This window comes from Flavobacterium aquidurense, assembly GCF_001404985.1.
GTDB lineage: Bacteria > Bacteroidota > Bacteroidia > Flavobacteriales > Flavobacteriaceae > Flavobacterium > Flavobacterium aquidurense_B.
This window is the reverse complement of record NZ_JRLF01000015.1, coordinates 495,662-517,540: the sequence shown is the minus strand read 5'-3', so window position 1 is coordinate 517,540 and position 21,879 is coordinate 495,662. Positions and strand designations below refer to the sequence as shown.

The 21,879-nt window shown below is 32.7% G+C and carries 20 protein-coding genes and 2 pseudogenes; 12 read left to right on the top strand and 10 right to left on the bottom strand.

The window, feature by feature from the left end:
- Nucleotides 1–7: 7 nt before the first annotated feature.
- The 3 genes from RC62_RS20755 to RC62_RS20745 form a co-directional block, all read right to left on the bottom strand.
- On the bottom strand, nt 8–334 hold the full coding sequence (locus RC62_RS20755; RefSeq protein WP_055098245.1) for a hypothetical protein: 327 nt from the start codon (nt 332–334) through the stop codon (nt 8–10).
- 5 nt (nt 335–339) lie between these two features.
- Nucleotides 340–1,596, bottom strand: a complete 1,257-nt coding sequence (locus RC62_RS20750) for a dihydroorotase (protein WP_055098244.1) — start codon at nt 1,594–1,596, stop codon at nt 340–342.
- An 81-nt stretch (nt 1,597–1,677) separates the two neighbouring features.
- Nucleotides 1,678–3,606 carry a vWA domain-containing protein gene (locus tag RC62_RS20745; RefSeq protein WP_055098243.1) on the bottom strand — a complete coding sequence of 643 codons (1,929 nt, stop codon included), beginning with the start codon at nt 3,604–3,606 and terminating at the stop codon, nt 1,678–1,680.
- Between the two features lie 286 nt (nt 3,607–3,892).
- Between RC62_RS20745 and RC62_RS20740 the strand changes: the two genes are divergently transcribed.
- Nucleotides 3,893–5,005, top strand: coding sequence for a lactonase family protein (locus RC62_RS20740; RefSeq protein WP_055098599.1), 1,113 nt, complete (start codon nt 3,893–3,895; stop codon nt 5,003–5,005).
- Between the two features lie 118 nt (nt 5,006–5,123).
- Here the strand turns inward: RC62_RS20740 and RC62_RS20735 are convergent, their stop codons facing one another.
- Together RC62_RS20735 and RC62_RS20730 are read right to left on the bottom strand one after the other, a co-directional pair.
- The gene (locus RC62_RS20735; protein ID WP_055098242.1) at nt 5,124–6,476 is read right to left on the bottom strand and encodes a DEAD/DEAH box helicase; all 1,353 of its coding nucleotides are present in this window, start codon (nt 6,474–6,476) and stop codon (nt 5,124–5,126) included.
- 102 nt (nt 6,477–6,578) lie between these two features.
- Nucleotides 6,579–7,343, bottom strand: a complete 765-nt coding sequence (locus tag RC62_RS20730; protein WP_055098241.1) for a TIGR02757 family protein — start codon at nt 7,341–7,343, stop codon at nt 6,579–6,581.
- Nucleotides 7,344–7,745: 402 nt separating this feature from the next.
- On the opposite strand from RC62_RS20730, the gene tssD reads away from it, so the two are divergent.
- The 9 genes from tssD (at nt 7,746) to RC62_RS20685 (ending at nt 16,161) form a co-directional block, all read left to right on the top strand.
- Complete coding sequence (tssD, locus tag RC62_RS20725; protein WP_055098240.1) at nt 7,746–8,141, top strand: type VI secretion system tube protein TssD; 396 nt, start codon at nt 7,746–7,748, stop codon at nt 8,139–8,141.
- A 114-nt stretch (nt 8,142–8,255) separates the two neighbouring features.
- The gene (locus RC62_RS22800) at nt 8,256–11,513 is read left to right on the top strand and encodes a type VI secretion system Vgr family protein (RefSeq protein WP_082421337.1); all 3,258 of its coding nucleotides are present in this window, start codon (nt 8,256–8,258) and stop codon (nt 11,511–11,513) included.
- Nucleotides 11,514–11,554: 41 nt separating this feature from the next.
- Nucleotides 11,555–12,226 (top strand): hypothetical protein, encoded by a 672-nt coding sequence (locus RC62_RS20715; protein ID WP_055098239.1) that lies wholly within the window; start codon nt 11,555–11,557, stop codon nt 12,224–12,226.
- A gap of 3 nt (nt 12,227–12,229) precedes the next feature.
- Nucleotides 12,230–13,168 (top strand): WG repeat-containing protein, encoded by a 939-nt coding sequence (locus tag RC62_RS20710; RefSeq protein ID WP_055098238.1) that lies wholly within the window; start codon nt 12,230–12,232, stop codon nt 13,166–13,168.
- Between the two features lie 11 nt (nt 13,169–13,179).
- On the top strand, nt 13,180–13,521 hold the full coding sequence (locus tag RC62_RS20705; protein WP_055098237.1) for a DUF4280 domain-containing protein: 342 nt from the start codon (nt 13,180–13,182) through the stop codon (nt 13,519–13,521).
- Between the two features lie 163 nt (nt 13,522–13,684).
- A complete protein-coding gene (locus RC62_RS20700; RefSeq protein WP_055098236.1) occupies nt 13,685–14,011 on the top strand; it encodes a hypothetical protein in 327 nt (108 codons plus the stop codon).
- A gap of 169 nt (nt 14,012–14,180) precedes the next feature.
- Nucleotides 14,181–14,915: a hypothetical protein gene (locus tag RC62_RS20695; RefSeq protein WP_055098235.1), complete on the top strand. Its 735-nt coding sequence runs from the start codon at nt 14,181–14,183 to the stop codon at nt 14,913–14,915.
- Between the two features lie 22 nt (nt 14,916–14,937).
- A complete protein-coding gene (locus tag RC62_RS20690; protein ID WP_055098234.1) occupies nt 14,938–15,648 on the top strand; it encodes a hypothetical protein in 711 nt (236 codons plus the stop codon).
- Nucleotides 15,649–15,651: 3 nt separating this feature from the next.
- Complete coding sequence (locus RC62_RS20685) at nt 15,652–16,161, top strand: PAAR-like protein (RefSeq protein WP_055098233.1); 510 nt, start codon at nt 15,652–15,654, stop codon at nt 16,159–16,161.
- Nucleotides 16,162–16,188: 27 nt separating this feature from the next.
- On the opposite strand, the pseudogene RC62_RS23215 reads toward RC62_RS20685, so the two are convergent.
- Nucleotides 16,189–16,638 (bottom strand): annotated as a pseudogene (locus tag RC62_RS23215) (ABC transporter ATP-binding protein); the annotation flags it as partial.
- A gap of 216 nt (nt 16,639–16,854) precedes the next feature.
- Nucleotides 16,855–17,067: pseudogene (locus tag RC62_RS23210) on the bottom strand (ATP-binding cassette domain-containing protein); the annotation flags it as partial.
- A gap of 101 nt (nt 17,068–17,168) precedes the next feature.
- Between RC62_RS23210 and RC62_RS22795 the strand changes: the two are divergent.
- Both RC62_RS22795 and RC62_RS20675 read left to right on the top strand, forming a co-directional pair.
- Nucleotides 17,169–17,468 (top strand): phosphodiester glycosidase family protein, encoded by a 300-nt coding sequence (locus tag RC62_RS22795; protein WP_316932864.1) that lies wholly within the window; start codon nt 17,169–17,171, stop codon nt 17,466–17,468.
- A 100-nt stretch (nt 17,469–17,568) separates the two neighbouring features.
- Entirely contained in the window at nt 17,569–17,859 is a 291-nt protein-coding gene (locus RC62_RS20675) for a hypothetical protein (RefSeq protein WP_055098231.1), read from the top strand.
- Between the two features lie 62 nt (nt 17,860–17,921).
- On the opposite strand, the gene RC62_RS20670 is transcribed toward RC62_RS20675, so the two are convergent.
- The 3 genes from RC62_RS20670 to RC62_RS20660 form a co-directional block, all read right to left on the bottom strand.
- Nucleotides 17,922–20,696, bottom strand: a complete 2,775-nt coding sequence (locus RC62_RS20670; RefSeq protein ID WP_245176857.1) for a T9SS type A sorting domain-containing protein — start codon at nt 20,694–20,696, stop codon at nt 17,922–17,924.
- 400 nt (nt 20,697–21,096) lie between these two features.
- The gene (locus RC62_RS20665) at nt 21,097–21,399 is read right to left on the bottom strand and encodes a DUF6787 family protein (protein WP_055098230.1); all 303 of its coding nucleotides are present in this window, start codon (nt 21,397–21,399) and stop codon (nt 21,097–21,099) included.
- Nucleotides 21,400–21,431: 32 nt separating this feature from the next.
- Nucleotides 21,432–21,872, bottom strand: a complete 441-nt coding sequence (locus RC62_RS20660) for a DUF6146 family protein (protein WP_055098229.1) — start codon at nt 21,870–21,872, stop codon at nt 21,432–21,434.
- Nucleotides 21,873–21,879: the final 7 nt, after the last annotated feature.

The window sequence follows — 21,879 nt, the reverse complement described above, 5'->3', positions numbered from 1 at the left end:
AATTTTCTTATCCTATAGATTTAAACCATTTTTGAAATAAATTCCCAACTAACGGAATTGGCCTTGTCTGTCCCTGAATGGCGCTAAAAATTCCGTAAGTCCATAAGATAGAAATACAAATCCACATGGGGAAAGTGATCATAAAACTGTCAAAATTGCTGATGATTGCTCCAAAGGAAATAAAAGCAAGCGATAATCCCAAAGCCTGACGAATATGAAAAGAGGCAAAACTATTTTTATTTTCAGAGTTCATAGACATCGCGATCAAAACACCAATAATTAAGATATAACTGGTAATAGCGATTGATTTTCCCTCTTCGATTGAATTATTCATTTTAATTATTTAGATGTAACAAGTTGATTTTGATTCAAAATTCCGTAGACAGAACCTTTAATTTCGGTTCCCAAAAAAGCAGAATTTTTAGATTTTGAGAGAATATTACTTTTTGCAAAAGTCGATTTTCCTTCAGGAGTAAAGAAAGTAAAGTTCGCTTTAGAACCCTCGGCAATTGAATTGCTTTCAATTCCAAAAACAGCTTTTCCTAAAGTTAATTTTTCAATTATAGTTTCAAGAGGTAAAACCGTTAATAAAGCTCCAAAAGCACTTTCAAGACCAATAGTTCCGTTTTTTGCAGTATCAAATTCCATTTTCTTGAATTCAATATCAATTGGGTTATGATCTGAAGTAATCATGTCTATTGTTCCGTCTTTAACGCCGTTTAATAAAGCTTGTCTGTCAGCTTCAGTTCTTAGTGGCGGCGTAACTTTAAAACGGGTATCAAACCCTTCTAATTTTTCATCTGTTAAAACCAAGTGATGCACAGAAACGCTGGCAGTTACTTGTAGACCTTTTGCTTTTGCTTCTCTTATTAATTCAACTGATTTTGCGGTAGAAATGGTCGGAATATGAAGTTTTCCACCTGTATATTCCAGCAAAAATAAATTTCTTGATATTTGTAATTCTTCAGCCAGATTCGGGATTCCTTTCAAACCTAATTTAGTCGAAACAATTCCTTCATTGGCAACTCCGTTTCCTTTAATATTTGGATCTTGCGAATAGGTAATAACCAATCCATCAAAATCCTGTACATATTGCAGCGCTATTTTTAATAGGTTGGCGTTGTCGATACTTTTATTATAATCCCCAAAAGCAACAGCTCCGGATTTTTTCATATCAAATAATTCTGCCATATCTTTTCCTTCCCCCGCTTTGGTTAAAGCACCAATAGGAAAGAGTTGTGTAGCAAAACCAGTCGCTTTATTCTTTACAAAATTTACCTGCGATTGATTGTCGATAACAGGAAAGGAATTGGGTTGTAAAGCAATTGATGTAAAACCACTTTTTGCAGCAACATTTAATCCGTTTGCAATTGTTTCCCTGTCTTCATAACCCGGTTCACCAAGTGAAACACTGCTGTCGAACCAGCCTTGTGAAAGATGTAAATTATCAAATTTAACTTCGGTTGTATCCTCGATATCAAGAATCGAAGTTCCTATTTTTTCTATAATACCATCTGCAATTAAAAGATCAACGGTCTGGTTATGAAACGGACTTTTTGAATCGATAATTTTGGCGCTTCTGATGATTATTTTCATATGTAGAGAAATTTATTTTAATTGAAATCTTGTTTCTAATACTTTTTGGACATACTAAGAGCTAAAAGAAAACGTTACGTTTTACTTCACAAATTTTATAATTGCCATTTCTAATGCTAAAAATAACAGTGCAAAGATAATAAACCATTTCCAAATTTGACTGTCGGTTCGTTCAGTTTGCAGCGTATTAAAAATGGTAGAAATCGTATCGGCAGTTTTAAAATCCGAAATAATATTTGTATTCACCTGACTTAAATCGCTTTCACTTCTTTTATAATTGAAACTCAGATTTTCAACCCATTCTTTTTTATCAAAAACACTATAATTTCCTGCTGTTTCAGGAAAATCATTAAAGGTTAGTTTTACTTTATTATTTAAGATCTGCTGAATTGGTATAAATGAATCTTCATTTCCTTTTACTTCCAGAATTGCGTCTTTTGTCAATAAAACATCCACAAAATAAGGCTGGTTATTGCCAATTGTCAAAGCATTAACACCAGTTTTTTGATTGTTTTGTCCCATTTTGTAAAATAACGGAACAATTAAAGGTGATTGTTGAAAGTTTGAATTTGTTGCGTTTATTGGAGCCGAGAAAACAGTAATTCCTGAAACCGGATTTTGAATTGCGGTTACAAATACACTTTGATCTTCATAAGATAAAACTGCCGGATATGGGCTCGAAATATCGAATGAACTATTTGTTTTTGGATATTGAAAATTAGTGATCTTATTCTCAAAAACCCCTGAAAACAAAGGATGATCGAAATTTATTTTAGTAATTAATTTACTTTTGCTTTCTAAATTTTTAAACTGGACTTTTCCAAAATTCCCTAAGAAAGTGTTTAAATTAGAGATTGAACTTTTTTCTGAAGGAATTACGACTAAATTTCCGCCTTTAGAAACAAATGCTTTTAAGGTCGTTTGTAAAGCCTGTGGAACTTCAATTAACTCATTCAGGATAATCGTATTTTGTTTGTCTAAACTATTATAATCCAGGCTGCTGATCGAATAATTGTTATAATTGAATTCACCTGAAGTATAGATTCTCGATAAGAAATTACTTTTTTCTGGTTCACCAATACTAACAATATTTGTTTTTTTAGTCTTAGAAATACTAAAATACAGCTTGTTATCATAGGTTAGTCCATTATCGTCAATGGTTACATATCCGTGAAAAGCTTCTTTTGGAATCGTAAAATTGATTTTCTTTTTCTTTGCATCAAAATTGATAATCGTCTTGGCAATCAGTTTGTTTTGATTGTATAAAGCCATTGAAACTGGTTTGAAATCTTCTCCATAAGCAGATAAACTCACGCTTATTTCGTAGAAATTTTCTAAAGTCTGATTGATAAAAACACTGTCAATTGCGATGTTGTTTTTTTGTTCGGCTTCAGGAATAATGAAATAAGGCTTCTCTTCAGTATCCATATTTTTCACATCTTTTTCAGCCAGACCAACAGCATCTGTAATAATGACGATATCTTTTTTATGCGCTGATTTATGCGCTTTTATCTTCGCCATAATCGACTGAAGTTCAAAAGGCGTTGCGCTGTATTTTAGATTTTGCAAAGCACGTTTGGATGATTTTATATCCGTGTTCCAGTAATTTTCAGTGTTTGTTAATAATGAAAACTGCGCAGTTTCCGGAGTATTTTCTAATAATTCCTGAACAGCACGTTTTAGTAATTCGCCTTTTTTTCCTTTGGCTTGCATACTAAAAGAATTATCCAGAATAATATACATTTCATTAGCCGCATTTTTACTGTCTTTGGCTTCAAAAAAAGGCTGGGCAAATGCCAGGATAATACACGTCAATAATAATAAACGGGTAGCTAGTAAAAGTCTTTTTTTAATTTTTGAACTTTTGCGGGTCTGGATCGAAAGTTCTTTTAAGAATCGAACATTCGTAAAATAAGAGGTTTTAAAACGTCGTAATTGAAATAAGTGAACCAAAATTGGAACAATCAATAAAAACAGAAAGTATAGAATTTCGGGGTGTTTAAAATGCATTCCGGCTTAGATTTACTTCACTACGTTTTGTAGATGCTGGTCAAAAATACAAATTTTTTGCCAATCCTTACATCTATATTAGTTAAACCCTATAAGTTATATAAGTTCATTTATTTTTTGCTAAACTAAGTCTTACTTATAATCTCTTATATCACTTATATGGTTTAAATATTTGAGAGAGTTAGTTTGAAAAATGTAACTTTTGAGAATTCTTTTGTAATAAATAATCAGTTTGCGAAAGATATTATTGAGTATTTTAGCCTATTCAAAAAAAAAATTAAAAAATATGAAGAGATTATATATACTGCTTTTTTCAGCTTTAGCTTTACAAACTCTGCAAGCACAAAATAAGTTTAATTTATTAGTAGGAACGTATACCAACACTTGTGATAGTAAAGGAATATATGTTTATGAATTTGATGCTGTTTCGGGTGATTTTAAATTAAAAAATTCTTCTGAGAATACAGTAAGTCCAAGTTATCTATCGGTTTCAGCAAATAATAAATTTATTTATGCAGTAAACGAAAACGGAACACAAAGTGCTGTAAGCGCATTTACTTACGATTCGAAGACCGGTAAACTTAAGTTATTAAATTCAAACTCTTCTTTAGGAGCTGATCCGTGTCATTTAATAAACGATGATAAAAATGTAATTCTTGCAAATTATTCTGGTGGAAGTATTGCTGTATTTAAGAAAAATGCTGACGGAAGTATAACCGAAGGACAACAATTGCTTCAGCATGAAGGTAAAGGACCAAATGTAGCACGTCAGGAAAAAGCGCATGTGCATCAGGTTGTTTTTTCTCCGGACAAAAAGTTTGTATTGTCAAATGATTTGGGTCAGGATAAAGTTTTTATTTATAAATACAATCCGGGTTCTGCACATGAAATTCTTACGCTAAAAGAAACTGTTGATGTAAAATCAGGAAGTGGTCCAAGACATATGGTGTTTAGTAAAGATGGTAAATTTGTGTACCTGGTTCAGGAATTAGACGGCACATTAACCACTTTTACATATAATAAAACCGGAAATTTAAAACTATTAAAAGAAACCAATATAATCCCCAAGGACTTTAAAGGCGCTAATAGTTCTGCAGCAATAAAAATTTCACCTGACGGAAACTTTCTTTATGTTTCAGACCGTGGTGATGTAAATGCTATAACAGTGTATCAAATTCTAAAAGACGGAAGTATTAAATTTGTAGAACAAGAGAGTACTTTAGGAAAAGGACCAAGGGATTTTGTCATTGACCCAACAGGAAATTACCTTTTGGCAGGACATCAATATACAAATGATATCATTATTTTTAAAAGAGATAAAGCAACCGGAAAACTTAAAAACACAGGCAAAAAGATTGAATTGTGTTCACCTGTGGGATTGGTTTTTACGAAAATATAGTTTTGTTTTCAGTTCCCTAAAAGCACTGAAAACTGAAACTGAAAACTGCGACAAAAAAAATCCAAATTCTAAGTTCAACAACTTGGAATTTGGATTTTTTTTATTCGAATTTTAGAGATTACTTGTTCTTGTCTTTTCTTTTCTTGTCTCTCGTTTTCAGCATATTTCGATTGACAGATCCGTGGGTTTTCTTTTTTGTTTTAGAAGGTCCGCCCAAGTTGACTTTTTTATTCTTTTTATCTTTTTCATGAAAAGCACCGTCACCAGTCAGTTTTTGTTTTTTCATTAAAAACTTAATCGGTTGTTTGTCTTTTTCAGGTTCGATTAATTTTGATGAAATTTCGACTTCTTCCGGAAAATCTGCAATTGCAAGTTCCTGATTCATTAATACTTCCACTTCTACTTTAAACTCTTCTTCACGAGGCGTAATAAAGCTAATTGCGGTTCCTGTAGCATCTGCACGACCTGTACGGCCAATTCTGTGCATGTATAGCTCAGGAAATTCAGGAAGCTCGAAGTTGATGACGTGAGAGATATTCGAGATATCCAAACCTCTCGCCATAATATCAGTCGTAATTAATCCGCGTAGATTTCCTTCCTGAAATTCTGCCATCGTACTCAAACGGTAATTTTGAGATTTATTCGAGTGAATTACTCCAAACTGACCTTCAAAATCCTCTTCGATTCTGGTATGAAGCATATCCGAAATCTTTTTATTATTCACAAAAACCAAAACACGTTCCATGCTTTCGTTTGTTTCTAATAAATGTTTTAACAGATTTACTTTTGTATTAAAGTTAGGAACATTATATGTAATCTGAGTAATATTTTCAAGCGGCGTTCCTGAAGCAGCAAGTGTAACTTCTTCCGGAAAATCAAAAAAGTCATTCAAAACAGCATCAACCTCATCAGTCATTGTTGCAGAGAAAAGAATGTTTTGACGCTTGGTTTTCATCATCGCCAAAAGTGCCGTTAATTGTGTGCGGAAACCCAAGTTCAGCATTTCGTCAAACTCATCGATTACTAATTTTTGAGTTTCATCAAAACGAATTACGGCATCAAGCGCTAAATCCATTGTACGTCCTGGTGTTCCTACTAAAATATCGACACCTTCGTAAACGGCTTTTTTTTGTGTATTGATATTTACCCCACCAAAAATACCAAGCGTTTTAACCGACATGTATTTGGTTAATTTCTCTACTTCTTCTACCACCTGAACGACTAGTTCACGTGTTGGAACCAGAATTACAATTTTAGGTGTATTGGTTGGTGTAAATTTATATAATTTTAAAAGGGGTAATAAGTAAGCAAATGTTTTACCGGTACCGGTTTGCGCAATTCCCATCATATCGCGGCCAGACATAATCACAGCAAAGGATTTTTCCTGAATAGGAGTAGGCGTAACAAAGCCTAACTCATCGATTGCTTTTTGTACTGATTTTGGAAGATTGAATTTTTCGAAAGTGCTCATTTACATTAAATTTTGTGCAAATGTACATTAAATTGACGGTTAGAGCACTAGATTTTTCTAATGATCTAATAATTGAATAGTGTAATGTGTTAGTTATCAGTGTTAAAACCCCTCGAAAACCCCTAGTCCAAACAGTGCAAAATCATATTTTACAGGATCTGCTGCATCCATTTTTCGAAGTTTTAAGTCTAATTCAGTCAATGCTTTTCCGTCGTTTTGCTTTCTGGTCAGAATTCCTAATTTGCGGGCAACATTACCGGAATGTACATCAAGCGGACATGATAACAAGGCAGGCGAAATGGTTTTCCAAATGCCTAAATCGACACCTTTTGTATCTTGTCGAACCATCCAGCGCAAATACATGTTGATTCTTTTTGCTGCCGAATTATTCAAAGGATCTGAAATGTGTTTTTGGGTTCGCGGCAAATGATCGATTTCAAAAAATATTTTTTTAAACTCGTGAATGCTTTTTTGTAAACTGTCTTTCTCCTGATGTTTTGCAAAAACAGATTCTAAGCCACCGTGATTTTTATAAATGTGCTGTAGTCCTTTTATGAAGCCGCCAAAATCTTTTCCGTTAAAAGTACGGTGAACAAAATTTTCAAGGCGAACCAGATCATCATCAGAATGTGACATGACAAAATCATAAGGCGTGTTGCCCATTAATTCCATCATTTGGTGCGAATTTTTGATAATCATTTTACGATTTCCCCACGCAATTGTGGCGCTCAGGAAACCCGCGATCTCAATGTCTTCTTTTTGAGAAAATAAATGCGGAATCTGAACCGGATCACTATCGATAAAATCCTGATTGTTATATTGAATGACTTTCTCGTCGAGAAATTCTTTGAGTTCTTTTTGGGTCATGATGTAATAAAAGTTCTTGTGAGTTAAGTTTACCCAAGGATTATTAGAGGGCAAATTTATAATAAAATAAAATATACAAAAAAGATATTTTACTTTCTGATGATAGCTGTACATAGTTGTATGCGTGATTAAGTGTTTTTTTGACATTTGTAAAGTGCAAAATATTTTGCAGTTTATTTTTTTTCGAAAAAATCTTACAAAATAATTTGTTTGTTATGATTTATTATTTGTATTTTCGTACATAATTGATTCTGACTATCAGTCTTTTTCTTATAAAAGATAATAAAGTAAAAAAGAGATATTCTAAATCAGTTACCATTCCTCTTTTCAGTTTATACTAGTCAGGCATGATAAGGAGATATTAAAAAAGAACACATTTTTAACATTTAAATTATTTTTATTATGGCATTTAAAGCAATTTTAGAATTTGAAGGAAACGAGTATCAGGTATTATTTTCAAAAGTTGAAATGATGCGGCATACTGATGGTAAAGGCGCGGTTTCGTCTGAAATAAAAGGAGGCAGATTAAATATAAAAGTTAAATCTACAGAAAATACGACTGTTATTGAGCAGGCGGTAAACAGCCAGCACAAACCTGTAAGCGGTAAAGTAAAGTTTTTTAAGCCCGATTCTGAGCAGGTAATGAAAGAGATTACTTTCGAAAATGCTTTCATTGTATTCTTCAGCGAGCAATTAGAGGCTTTGGCAGAAAATCCAATGATTACTGAAATTACTTTCTCGGCAGAGAAAATTGTATTAGGTAATGCAACATTAGACAACAATTGGGCTAAAGTCTGATTTTTTTATGGCAGGAAGCCTCAGCCTATGTCGCTTCCTGTCTTTTTTATCACTTGAATTTATTCTCATCCTATTTACTATAAGCAATTCTTTAATCTTTTATACGCCATAAACATGCAGCAGGAAAAAATAACTTTTGGAATTGAGGGACAAGAAGTTTTACATTTTAATTCTATTAAACTAAAGCAAAATATAAACAATCACCATGAATTTACTATAAAAGTACCTCATACAGTCATAGAAAAAAGACTGGCATATACCATAGAGAATGCACAGCAATGGCTTGGAAAAACCGTACACATCATTTTAGGAAATAAAAATAATTTTCTGGGAATTATAACCAAAATTCGACTAGCCCAAAAGAATCATGACCAGGTAGGCAATAAAATTATTATCTCCGGTTTTTCTAAAACCATATTATTAGAATCCAGCAAAAAAATGTATTCCTGGGAGGATACTACTCTTCAGGAAATGATCCGGGAAATTATTAAAACGGCAGCCGGGGACCAACTGCAAAACCAAATCCTACCTGAATATACGTCTAAAATAAGCTATCAGACCCAATATTTAGAAACTGATTTTCAATATATTAAACGACTGGCGAAACAATACAACGAGTGGTTGTATTATGATGGCGAAAAGCTGGTTTTTGGCAAACTTGCTGGTCATGGACAACCTGTAAATTTAACCTATGGCCAGGATTTATTTAAACTGGATATCAGTATAAAAACAGTTCCGGTTCAGTTTAGTGCTTATACCTATAATGACGATGTCAATAAATTGTATCAGGCCAAAACCAGTAATGAGGTCGAAGGTTTATCTACATTGGGCAATCAGGTTTTAGAGGCTTCACAAAACCTATATGCTACTGCCTCTTTTGAGTACGGAAACCTGGCAACGGGATATGACATGTATTTAGAGCAAAATTTAAAAAAACGACAGGAAAGCGCCATGGCCGATGCTAATTATATTACCGCGACAAGCCGTAACAACAAACTAAAAATTGGCAGTATTATAAGTATTGAGGCACGCGAGGAAATAAGCGTTAATGAAGCACATTTATCTGGACGCGATGCAACAAAAATGAATTATAAAAACCAGCAAATTGGGCACTACATTATTACCCAGATTACGCATTTGGTTTGTGATTCCGGTGTATACAAAAATAGTTTTAAAGCCTTGCCCGCTTCTATAAAAAAATTACCGGAACCAGTAGTGTCATTGCCAAAGGCCAGGATTCAACAGGCAAAAGTAGTCGATAATAAAGACCCACAGGGTAAAGGAAGAATACGTGTAAGTATGCTCTGGCAGCAAGTTAAGCAGCAAAAAACACCGTGGCTTCGTGTTATGACACCTGACGCAGGAACGAGTGAAAGTGTAAACACTAATAGAGGTATGGTTTTTATTCCAGAAATAGGAGATGATGTTATAATAGGTTTTAGATATAATGACCCAAACAGACCCTTTGTAATGGGAAGTTTGTTTAACGGAGAAACAGCTGCAGGAGGAAAAATAAATAATAATATTAAGAGTATTTATACCCGCACAGGAAGCACACTAACTTTTGATGAAGGTGATTCGAGCATTTTGGTAAAAGACCCTTCTGGTAACAAGTGGTTTATGGATGGTAATGGAAATATTGAGGTCACAGCACCTAATAACCTAACTTTAAACGCTACTGATATTTGTGTTAATGCCAAAAATAATTTATTAACTAATGTAGGTAATACAATGACTTTTAATGTGGCAAAACAGGCATTTTTTAATATTTTCCAAAAAATGCAAATCAACACACCTTACCTACACCAATTTATTACAGGCTTGTTTCATACCAACGCAAATAAGGCTTTGATAAACTCTAACAATGAAATAAAACTAGAAAGTCCAGAAATGCATATTGCAGGACAAAAAAAATTGTTTTTACATTCAGATGAGCAAGCCATCATAAATAGCAAGGGTACTGCAGAGGTGCATGGAACTACTGGAAATAAACAAACCAATAAGGGTGTATCATACGAAACAGTTAAACCGGAAATTGAAGCAAAATGTATCGTTTATTTTAGACCTAAAAAAGGCTGGCAAGGTGAAGATTGCGGTTTTGATTGGATGCGTGACCAGGACACTAATTTAATTACGGGATCATCTGCAGTTTTTGGTGATGCTAAATACAAAAATATTGTTGGAAAACAATACAAAGAACCTACTTTTGCAACATTAGAAACAGGTATTAATGATTTTAAAGGATTTTTTGATACAACTAATAACGACATGTTATATCAAAGTTTAAAAAACGAATATAACACACATTTAATTCCTTGGAAAACAAAAAAAGATGCTATAGGTGTTGATCTAAAAGATGCAAGTGGTAGTGTAATACACGAAGACTATTTTTGCTCCTGGTTATCTCTATATCCAAGTAAAAAAAGCAACAATACACCCACAGGTTTTAGTAATACTAAAGCAACAATAAGCCTGATCATAGATATTGAAGAAGAACCTGATGTGCTCCGTTTTGAAGACAACAGTTTTTTTATTATTACCCCAAAAGAAATAAATGTAACAGGCAAAGGCAAAAGTAAATTTGCTATAAGCGATAGTGTAACGATAGAATGTCTCCAGGAGTTTAGTACAGACCAAACCATTAGTATAAATGCTATAACCAAGGATGTAGCTGGTGTAGAAACCAAAAAACTGGCAGGCAGGCTTTATGTGTGGGCAAATCATACCGCTAAACAAAAAGAAGCAAAGATACTGCTAGTTGATGTAATAGCTCCAGTAATTACTACAGGTAATCCAGGTAATTCAGTAGGGCAACAAGCCTTGTTTGAGAAATATTTGCGACAGGCTTTGATAGAAACCAAAGTAATTACAGAAACAGTTGACATATCTGCTGATGCCGGTTTTGTAGCCCAATATGTAAGATCAGGAGAAATCGGCGCATACTATGATGGTCGAGCTCCAACAGGATTTATAACATTGCAAGATTATATTTATAATAAACTGAAAGACCAACTCAAAGCCATAAACCCTGCAGATGAGCACAAATACGACGATTATTATAAGGCAATTTATTTGGGCGAAAACGGAGGCTATATTGACAGCACTGGTAATGTAAATGGATTAAACGGTTACACTTTGGGCAAGTACGTTGTCTTATTTCCAACCAAAAACGATCAAACAGCTGCTCATGAATTTTTGCATTCCTTTAATTTACCACATAGCTTTACCAACAAGGAGGCAGATAGCAATGCTTTATTTACCTTTCAGTATGCTAAAACCGAGAACCTATTGGACTATTCACATTATATTCCTGAAACACGCTATAATTTATGGAAATGGCAATGGATAAAAGCGAATGAAAGTATTATATAGGTGATTGTGTAAAAAAGTAATAAAAATTAAAGTGATTAATTATGAAGTCAAAAATAATTATGATTCTGCTTTTACAACTTTGCTTACAAAGTTGTAAAGCACAAGATAAAATAAAAACAAAAAATAATCAACCACAAGCTGATAGAATTATGTACCCAACAATAACCAAAGATTTTGAAACATTTGATAATTATAGATATGAAAATAGAAAAGATAAAACCTCATTAGTCCTGACAGAATTCGATGCGAATGAAGGGTTATTAATGATAGTTAAACTTGAAGAGAGTCGCTTTTTTCTAACATTAAAAGAGTCCTACTTTACAGTAGTAAAATTATACTATAAGACCGGTTTTATAAAAAGCAAAGGATTAGGTTTTAATGCAAATGCTATTGGTTTTAAAAAAGGCCTTTGGTATGAGTTCGACGAGCAAGGCAAACTGATAAAAGAAATTGATTATGACAAGGACTATAAATTTACTTTTGAAGAGATTTTAAAATTTTGTGAAAGCGAAAAAATAAAAGTAGACAAAGGACCAATAGTACAAAGCACAGGATTTCATACTCGCATTTCACGCAATTATTCAGCTACTAGCAGAGAATCTACTTGGACAATTAAATGTCTAAAAGACGCCGGTACAATACAAACTATAAAACTAGATGGGACAACGGGCAAGGTTTTGAGCAGGACAGATGCTCTTTATATAAATAATTAAATTATGAAACAGAAACTAGTATTAATTTTCGTAGTTATTTTTTTTAAACTAAATATGTTAGGACAAACTATTAATAAGTTTCCATTTGAAATGTCTTTTTTACAATATTTTTCAGGGAATAATAACGTCATCGTACCAATACTTTTAAAAGAGAAATTTTATTATATCGACAATAATACAAAAGCAATAAAAATAGACAAGGCGTTTGATGTGGCTTATCCTTTTATTAATAATGTAGCTTTAGTAAAACAAAAAGAAAAATATGGACTTATAAATTTAAAAGGGGATTATATAGTTGAGCCAATTTATAAATATTTCCAAATAGCTTCATATCAAAAAATCCTAATTTTTAAAAATGAGTATAATAAAGAAATATGTTATGACTTTAGCATAAATAAATTCGTTTCCGACTACATACATTGTGCTGAACCCTTAGGGCCTGAAATTATCACTTTTCAAGGTTTGAACGGGAAATATGGAATTAAAAATCTACAGAACAAAATAATTGCACAGCCACTTTATGATAGTGTTTTAGTAATAAAGAAAAAATTTATAGTTGTAAAACTAAATAATAAAATAGGCATAATAGACAATACAAATAAAATCTTGATTCCTTTTAAGTATGATGATTTTATTTGTTCAAGAGATGATAATCCAAAAATTATCAGTTTAAAGAAAAAAACACATTGGACTTATTTTTATGATTTTAAAAAAGTTGTAGATAGTAAATATGAATCCGTAGAAAATATTGCAGAACTTATTTCTGAAAAAGCATTGTCTATTGTTAAAAATAAAAATAAATACAATATTTTGTTTAAAGATGGCTCGGTTTTACCGATTGATTATGATTTGATAGAATATAATGGAAAAGTGGCAATAAGCGGAAATAAAGTATATCAAATTTATGATTTTAAGTCATTTATACTATACTGTAATTTATAAATAATTTAAACATGCCCCAAAAAATAACAGAGTCTGCACAATTAAAGTGTGACAAAGGCACAACTCCATCTTTTTTGCAAGTAACTAGCCAAGACTTTAGTAAAGCAGATGATAAACTTATTGCCACAGAAGAAGACAAAAAAGCTAATGAGAATATTAGACCATTTGGAAGTTGTAAACTTAAGTATTACCAGACCTGTAACCCACAACCTATAAACTGGCAAAACACTGCCAGTAAAGATACCATAAATGAGTTTAAGATTTTAACAGAAAAATCAACTTGCTTATGCAGTATTGGGGGAAAAATAAGTATTGACAATGTTGGGCATTCAGAAAAGCATGGTGCAGAATGAAAAATATTCTTATTTAAGAAATAGTGAAGACAAATGGCAAGATAAATTCAAAATCTACTTTGCCTGAATAGATTATTAATTTAAAAAAATGAGAAAAATAATTTTACTACCAATAATATCTTTTATGATATATTCTTGTGTAAAACCAAAAGAGAATAGAGTTATGTTCAGAAAAAATTTAGTGTATGATTTATGCAGAGAAGGCGTTTCAACCTCAAAAGATTCTATGTTCTATATTAATTACCTTAATGATTATATGGTTAAAAATGATTCTACAAACTTCGGATATTTCTATATTACAAATTTAAACACTCCCGAAAAACCTCTTTTAGATTATGTGTCTTTATTTAATAAAAGAATAGACTCGTCATTTATGATTAGAGCAATCATAAATAATGAATTAACAGATTTATTAGTTATTAGTCCAATGAATGGAACGCATGAAGATGATGATGGATTACGAATTTATTCTAGAAAAGGATTATATTAAAAAATTGGACTTGATGAATCACGTGTTCACGAGATTACTCAAATACATAAAAACCATTCATATGATGAAATTTTGATTATATCAAAAAAATTAGAGTTAGGAAAAAACTCCCACATGGATACAATTATATATCAACATAATCAAGATTCTTCAAAATTCATTATAAAAAATGTCATTAAAAATCACGTTCGTTAAAATAATCCTGTTATCATTAGTATTAACTCATTTAAGCTGTAATAAAAAACACGTTGTACCGAAAAATTTAATTTCACTAAATTCAATAATACCAACCCTAAAAGATTCATCATATTATTATGCTTATTATAAAGATTGGTTCTCTAATCAAGACACTAATGATAAATCTCGCATAGAATCTTTGAAGAAAATTTTTGATAAATCAAAATTTATATACATTAAAAAAAATAAGTATTTAATAATAGCTACTCCTATGCCCGAAGATGCTATTATTTCTGTTTTTGGAGAGAAAAAAGGTATTGTGAAAAAAATATTTGGAATTTTTCCTCATGAATTTAGTGAAAAATATGGATTTGATTGGAATATATATGAGCAATATATAATAGTTCATACCGGAGTTTACAACGGAAATAATTTTGGACCAGGCTTTATGTTTGATTCTTACGATTATATATATGGCTTTAAAAAAGATAGCTTGGTTGTTTTAGATTCAATTATATCCAGACATAGAGAAAATAAACTTGTAGATATTGGTAAAAAAACTATTATAAGTAGTTCGAAAGCAACTGTAATTAATTGGAAATTTATTGCTAATGATTGTATTTTAAAAGAAATTCAAAGTGGAGCAGTTGTACCATTAATGAAAATTGATAGTATTGTTTTTAAACCTAACTCTAAAAAATCAACAGAAAGAAAATGTTTTAATTAAAAATCTTTACCAGTAATTTAAAATGAAAAACATCCTTATCATCTGTTCATTGTTTGTATTTAGCATTTTTATTTGTTGCAAAGACAAATCAAAAAAAGAACAGTATGTGGCTTTAATTGACTCAACAAAAATAATTACAACTGCAGATACAATATTAAAGAGAAAAGAATATTTTTTTGGAAATAAAATATTGTATTTAATTGAGTGGAAATATTCGGAGAATAATCCAAAAAATACAACTTATTATATTGATCAAAATCATGAGAAAGTTTTAGAGTATGAAGACAATCCTTTATTAATAAAAGACACTGTTTTTGATATAAATAAAGATGGTTTAAAAGACTTAGTTTTATTATATCAAACTACAGGACCTGTACAATATCATGTTTATTTATTCAACAAAAGAGGGTTAGTTGATAAAGAAATTGAAACATATAATTATTTCCCTATTAACGAAAAAGAATTTATTCAAGCGGTCAATTTTAGATCTCCAATTGTTGAATTAAAAAAGCTGAAATGGAGAGGAACCGATATTGATACCATCGAAAAAATATATTATGATTCAGAAAATCCAGTCTATTACCAAGCTAACAAATATCCTTTTAAAGACTTTGAACCCAAAGATGAAAGGTATAGTTATGACTCAACTATAAAAGTTAAGATTCTAAAAAAATTACCTGATGATTATATAAAAGCGATCAAAAAATATTATCCTGAACTTATTAATCCTTAAATTATGTCTTTAAAAACTATTACTGATTCTGCCTTGGTTTGTGAGAAAGGAAGCGAAAGTACTTTATTAAAAGTAACCAGCCAGCAATATTCTAAAATAAAAGGTATGCTGATTGCGACAGAAAAAGACAAGGACTTTCCTGTAAATATACTGCCATTTGGTCGTTGTGGTATTTTAAGAAATTCTTGTAAATGTAAACCAACAGTTTGGCAAAAAACACTTAAAAGTAAAATAAATAATAATGCAAAATTGGGTAAAGATTCTTTTATCTTATGTGATGTGGGCGGCAAAATAGAGTTTAAAGATACGGGTGAAAATAATTTTTCGAAATCAGAAAGTTCAAATTCATCCATTTTTAATTCTATTCCGGAAAAAAGTACAGAAGAGTTACAAGAAGAAATAAATAACAACAATGAAGAAGAAAAGAGAAACATTACAATTATTTTAATGCTTCTATTCGCATTATCACTTGTTTTTGGAGCTTTGTATTATAAATTAAGCAACACAAATTGATATTTAGCCAATTACAGTAAATTGCTTTTAATTACTAATTAAACCATCGACCATTACCAATTTTCTGTCGGCCATATTTGCCAGTTCTTCATTGTGGGTTACGATAACAAACGTTTGACCAAATTCGTCACGCAGCTGAAAGAATAACTGGTGCAGGTTTTCGGCAGAATGAGTGTCCAGATTTCCTGAAGGTTCATCGGCAAAAATAACATCCGGTTTATTGATTAATGCCCTTGCTACGGCAACTCTTTGTTGTTCTCCGCCTGAAAGTTCGTTGGGTTTATGATGTATTCTGTGTGAAAGGCCTAAATAGTCTAAGATTTTTTTAGCTTCTTTTTCCGTTTCGGCTTTTGGTTTATTGGCCATAAAAGCAGGGATACAAACGTTTTCCAGAGCGGTAAATTCCGGTAGCAATTGATGAAACTGGAATATAAAACCCAGATTCAAATTCCTGAAATTAGATAATGTCTTGTCTTGTTTGCTTTTCTTTTTAAAATAACGGTTCATATAAAGTGCTACGAACAAAAGCGGCAGCACTAAAATGCCCGCAATAACATATCTGGTTACATCGTCGAGAATTGTATGTTTAAAGAAAAACAGAAAATTAAGGAGACAAAGTACATAAACAGCACCGCTGCGGGTAACCCATTTAAACGTTTTTTCCTGTTTTGAATTATCGGTTTCTACATCTTGTAATTTCAATACATTTTCTCCGTTTATAGTCAGGGAGGAATTAGAGTTAATTTCAGGTTTGTCAAGAGTTCCCAAAATTTGTAAAAGAGTTGTTTTTCCGGCACCGGATGCACCTACTATCGAAACAATTTCTCCTTTTTTAATATGCAGGTCAACTCCTTTCAGGACTTCTAATTTATCGTAAAACTTATGTATATTTTTTGCGTGGATCATTTTGAAACTGTTTCTACAAAGAAACAAAGATTCTGCCGATATAAAAATGAGTTGTAACAGAATTTTAAGAAGAAAACGACTTAAAGAGATCAAGAAAATTTATTTTACATTTATCATTATTTATTGACGGTAAAATTCATGCGGAGTTTAAAAAAGGATCTGCTAATTTAAATATTAGAAATGGAGTAGGGATTCTCCCTGATGGAAAAGTAATCTTTGTATGGTCTAAAAAAGAGATTAATTTTTATGATTTTGCAGATTATTTTAAAAGCTTAGGCTGCAAAAATGCTTTGTATCTGGACGGGTTTGTATCACGTGCCTATGTTCCGTCAGAGAACTGGATCCAGACTGATGGAAATTTTGGTGTGTTATTTGCAGTGACAAAAAAAAGAAATAAGTAAAAGGTTTGTTATATGGGAATTAAGAAATAAAATTGTGATTACAAGTAAGTTCCATTTGATGAATTCTTTATAAATTCGAATAACAACTAAATAAACAGAAATGCAGGAAATAAATGTAACAAGTGATGACAGAATGAGAAAACTTCTGTTAGGGGTTCTTTTAGATGGAGTGGGGATGATCTCCTTTACCATTCCGCTTCTGGGAGAATTCTCGGATGTAATTTGGGCTCCGGTTGCGGCTTTTATCATGACCAGAATGTATAAAGGCAGAGTAGGGAGAGTTGCGAGTGTTTTAACTTTTATAGAAGAGGCATTACCATTTACAGATGTAATTCCTTCATTTACAATTACGTGGATTTATACGTATTATTTTCAAAAAGGAGAAAACTAAAAATCATAACAATTTTATAAATAAAAAATGGCAACCTTAAAAGTTGCCATTTTTTTTGATTGTTATTGTACGATTATTTTTTTGACATATAATTCTTTTTTGTTTCCCGGATCTGAAACTTTTAGGATAAAAACACCTTTAGACTGCAAGTGAATATTTTCCTGAGTTTTTGCGTTAATAGTCCTTTTAAGTACTTCTTTGCCTAAAATGTCATAGATTTTGAGATCGGCTTTTTCTATATCATTTTCTAATAAAACTGAAAAAGAGCCATTATTTGGAACGGGCCAAACTTTAAAACTGTCTGTGTTTTCTTTGTTCATTTCTTTTATGCCCAACGTTGCAGAACCACTTAGAATATTTACTTTTCGGGTCATGGTTCCGCCTTCAGCATCTGTAACGGTAAAGTTAAAAGAACATAATCCTGATGCAGTTGGCGTAAATTCTACACTATTTGAGGAAAGAACAGTATTTCCGTTTACAACATTCGAGATCGAGTAACTAACTCCGCTGGTAAAACCTCTTGAAAGTTTTTGAATATTGATGTTTATTTTGTTTCCGCCCTGAGATTCATAATGTGGTTGCGACATCCATTGCAAATAATGGTCAAGATTGGTATAGCCATCTAAATCAGCATCGGCATTAGCATCTGAAAAATCGCCATTTGCAGAGTTAACGTTTGTCCCAATAATAGTTTCCCACCAATTTGGTAATCCGTCCTGATCCGTATCCCAATTTGCATCTCTGTTTAGTACAGGATACGTTTCGAAACCACCAACATCAGATTCGTTATCCGGAAAGCCCGGTTTATTGGTAACGCTTCCTCTAAATGAGTAAGTTCCGTTTAATGTTTCAGTAATAATTCTTTGATCGTGTTCGTCAAATTCCGGCTGCGTACATCCTACATCTGACAGTACAATTTTATAGGCATTTTTAGCAGACTGAGTATTTACATATGAAGGGAAAAATGGTGTGTTTACAAAATTTTCAAATGAAACCGTTACTCCGGAAGCTTTTCTTCCGGTTGCCTGATTGCTTTCGTCAAAATATTCCGGCATAACATTTCCGCTAAAAAAACATTGCTGTGTTCCGGTTCCTGCGCCTTCATTTTGTTGATTAAAAGCAGTGAATATTTTAGAACCGGCTCCGGGTTTGTAATAATTATTTACAAAATTCACTTCTTTTGTTCCGCCATCTGTTGTTCTTGATCCCCAGTTGTAAACCACATTATTGGTAATATCCATTTTTCCTGCATAAGCGCCGCTTCCGTCTAATCCTCCGCCAAGACTCCAGTTACGCCCGTAACAATGCGCTAATAAATTATGATGAAAACTGCCAATATCACCGCCAATAGTTGCGGCATAACCATGCTCAGTTCCAACCGGATAATTTTGATGTCCTGCCGCATTTAGAGCTTCGGAGATTAAGGTTTTTTGCAGTGTGATATTTTTTCCCGAACGAGAACTAAACGATTCATCAATAGTCCAGCTAATAGAGCAATGATCGATAATGCTGTTATCAGCACCGGTTAAACCCATTCCGTCATAGGTAGGACCTCCGCCAACACGAACTCTTATATTTTGAACAACGGCATCATTACCGGTTATACCAAAAGGAGCAGAACGAATACAAATTCCTTTTCCGGGAGCTGTTTGTCCGGCAACAGTTACATAAGGCTGACTTAATACCAAACGAGAGGTAAGCTGGATAATTCCTGAAGTATTAAAAACAATAGTTCTTGGACCAATATCGTTTGTTACGGCATCACGTAAACTTCCGAGGCCGCTGTCGTTTAAATTGGTTACGGCAACCACTTTTCCGCCTCTCCCGCCACGGGCAAAGCGGCCATAACCTTCGGCATCAGGAAAAGCAAGCTGAGCAGGACGAAAACGCCATATGTTTCCTTTTTCTACAGCATTACCGGCTAAAACTTCGTCAACACGCCAGTAGTAGGTTTCGCCGGTATATAGTCCGTTTGCCTGATATTGTGTATTTGTTTTAATTTGATTTCCTTTAAATTCCGGAGATGCTGTTGTGGCTGTTTCTACTGCTGCAGGATTAGTTCCAAAATAAATGTTGTGCGACACTGCATTTGTAGCCGAAGTCCATTGCAATAGCTTGCCGTTTGAACCCAATTCGACATGTTCGTCATTGTGTTTGGGAGAAGGATTTACAGATTGATAAAAAATGTTTGGAGTGTTCAATTCAAAACCATTTAATATAAAGTTTTTTATATTCTCAGTCCCTGAAGTTTCAGCGGCAAATAATAATACAACATCAGTATTAGCAGTAGCCTGAAATTTTAAATAGGTTGATTTAGCATCTGCGGTTTTTGTAGCTCTAACGCTTGGAATTAAGTTGTCTACCACTAAATTGCCATTTATAGAAATATCTATAGAGCTAAAATTATTGCCCGTTGGACTGTCAACTGCATTAAAGAAAGTCAGTAAAGTGTGTTCGCCTGTGGCTAATCCGGATATTTTAAGTTCGATTTGTGCGCCTAAATTTGCCGTTGCACCTTTTACGGTGAGTCCGTCGCAAACTAATCTGGCATAATACGGAGCTTGTATTCCGGCCTTGTACCAGTTAGTTCCCAGTGCATCTCCTTTATCACCTGCTCTGGTTACCGTAAATGTTACTCCGTTTTCAGTATAAGTGCTCGTGTTGCCTGAGCCAATCACCCAGGCAGTGTAATCGGGTTCATTTACTTCGGCTTTGGGTCTTCCGGATTGATCAAAATCAATTTTCACTACGGGGTTTTGCGCAAAAATTGTTGTGACTGACATTGTAAGACATACTAATGCCATTACAAAAGGTAATTTCATAGAACTGTTCGACATTTTAATTTTTTTTGGTTAGTTAGTTAAGTCAATCTGTAAAATACTGTGCTTAAAGTTTGTGTTTTATGATTTGAAAATAACGCTGTAATAGGCAAACGCTTGTTTCAATATAAATTTAACTTTGTGGTTATTAGCACTGTAAAGATTGATAATACTCAAAATAAAACTATCCTGCACCATCCTGTGAAAATGGTTTTTCTATAAAAAATTATGTATATTTTTTTTATTACTGTAATTTATGTCTTGTATTTTTGAGCATTTTGTTTGTAAGAAACTATTTTGAGACAAGAGAAGAATATTCCTTTAGCACTACCTATTCTAAATTTTATATTAAAAATAAATGCCCAATTAGATCAGAGATCAAAAAGGATTAAAGGAAAAAAAGGAATTTTAGAAGGAATTAATCTTTAAATAAAAAACCAAGTCCCATATTTTTAAGCATTTTCTTTTCGAAATTCCAGAAGAAGCGGAATTGCCCAAAAATAGTTCCTATAGCAACCAGTAAAACCTGGTAAATAGGAAAAATAATCAATAAACGGATTAAAGTAAACCATCCGCCAAAATCTTCTTTGGTGATGCCCAGAAACACACAAAAGGGTTTAGACAACCATGCAGATGCCGATCCAGTGATGGCAAAAACAATAAATATAATGATGGCTTGTAGGTTTGAGGTAATTCCCCAACGTTTTTTTAATCTGTTCATTTTTATTTGCAATGATTACAAATATAAGAACATTATCTTATAGGAACATACCCGCCGAGCTTTTGTTTGTATGTATTTTGAAAATAAACCATATAATTATAAATCAGGTAATTTACTTCGTAGCCATAATGAATATTTGGCCTGTAGTCGATTGTCATTTCGTATAAATTAGGATTGTAGCGCTGCGGTTGTAAAACACGATTATTCCATTCTGTTACGTATAAGTAATTTTTATTTTCAAGATAAGAAAGAGAATAATAATTTCGCGGAAGCGCCATTGATGCCAGCCAGTTACTAAAGCCGTTGTCTATAATTATAACTTCATATTCGAGCGAGTCATTAGCAATACGAACCGTGTCATTTACTGCCGTATTAGATTTAGATACAGAATTCGTGGCAACAGTATTTTTAGAAGCTGTAGAACATGCAATAATCGTAAACAAAAGGACTAATATGGAAATGATTTTTTTCATGACTTTT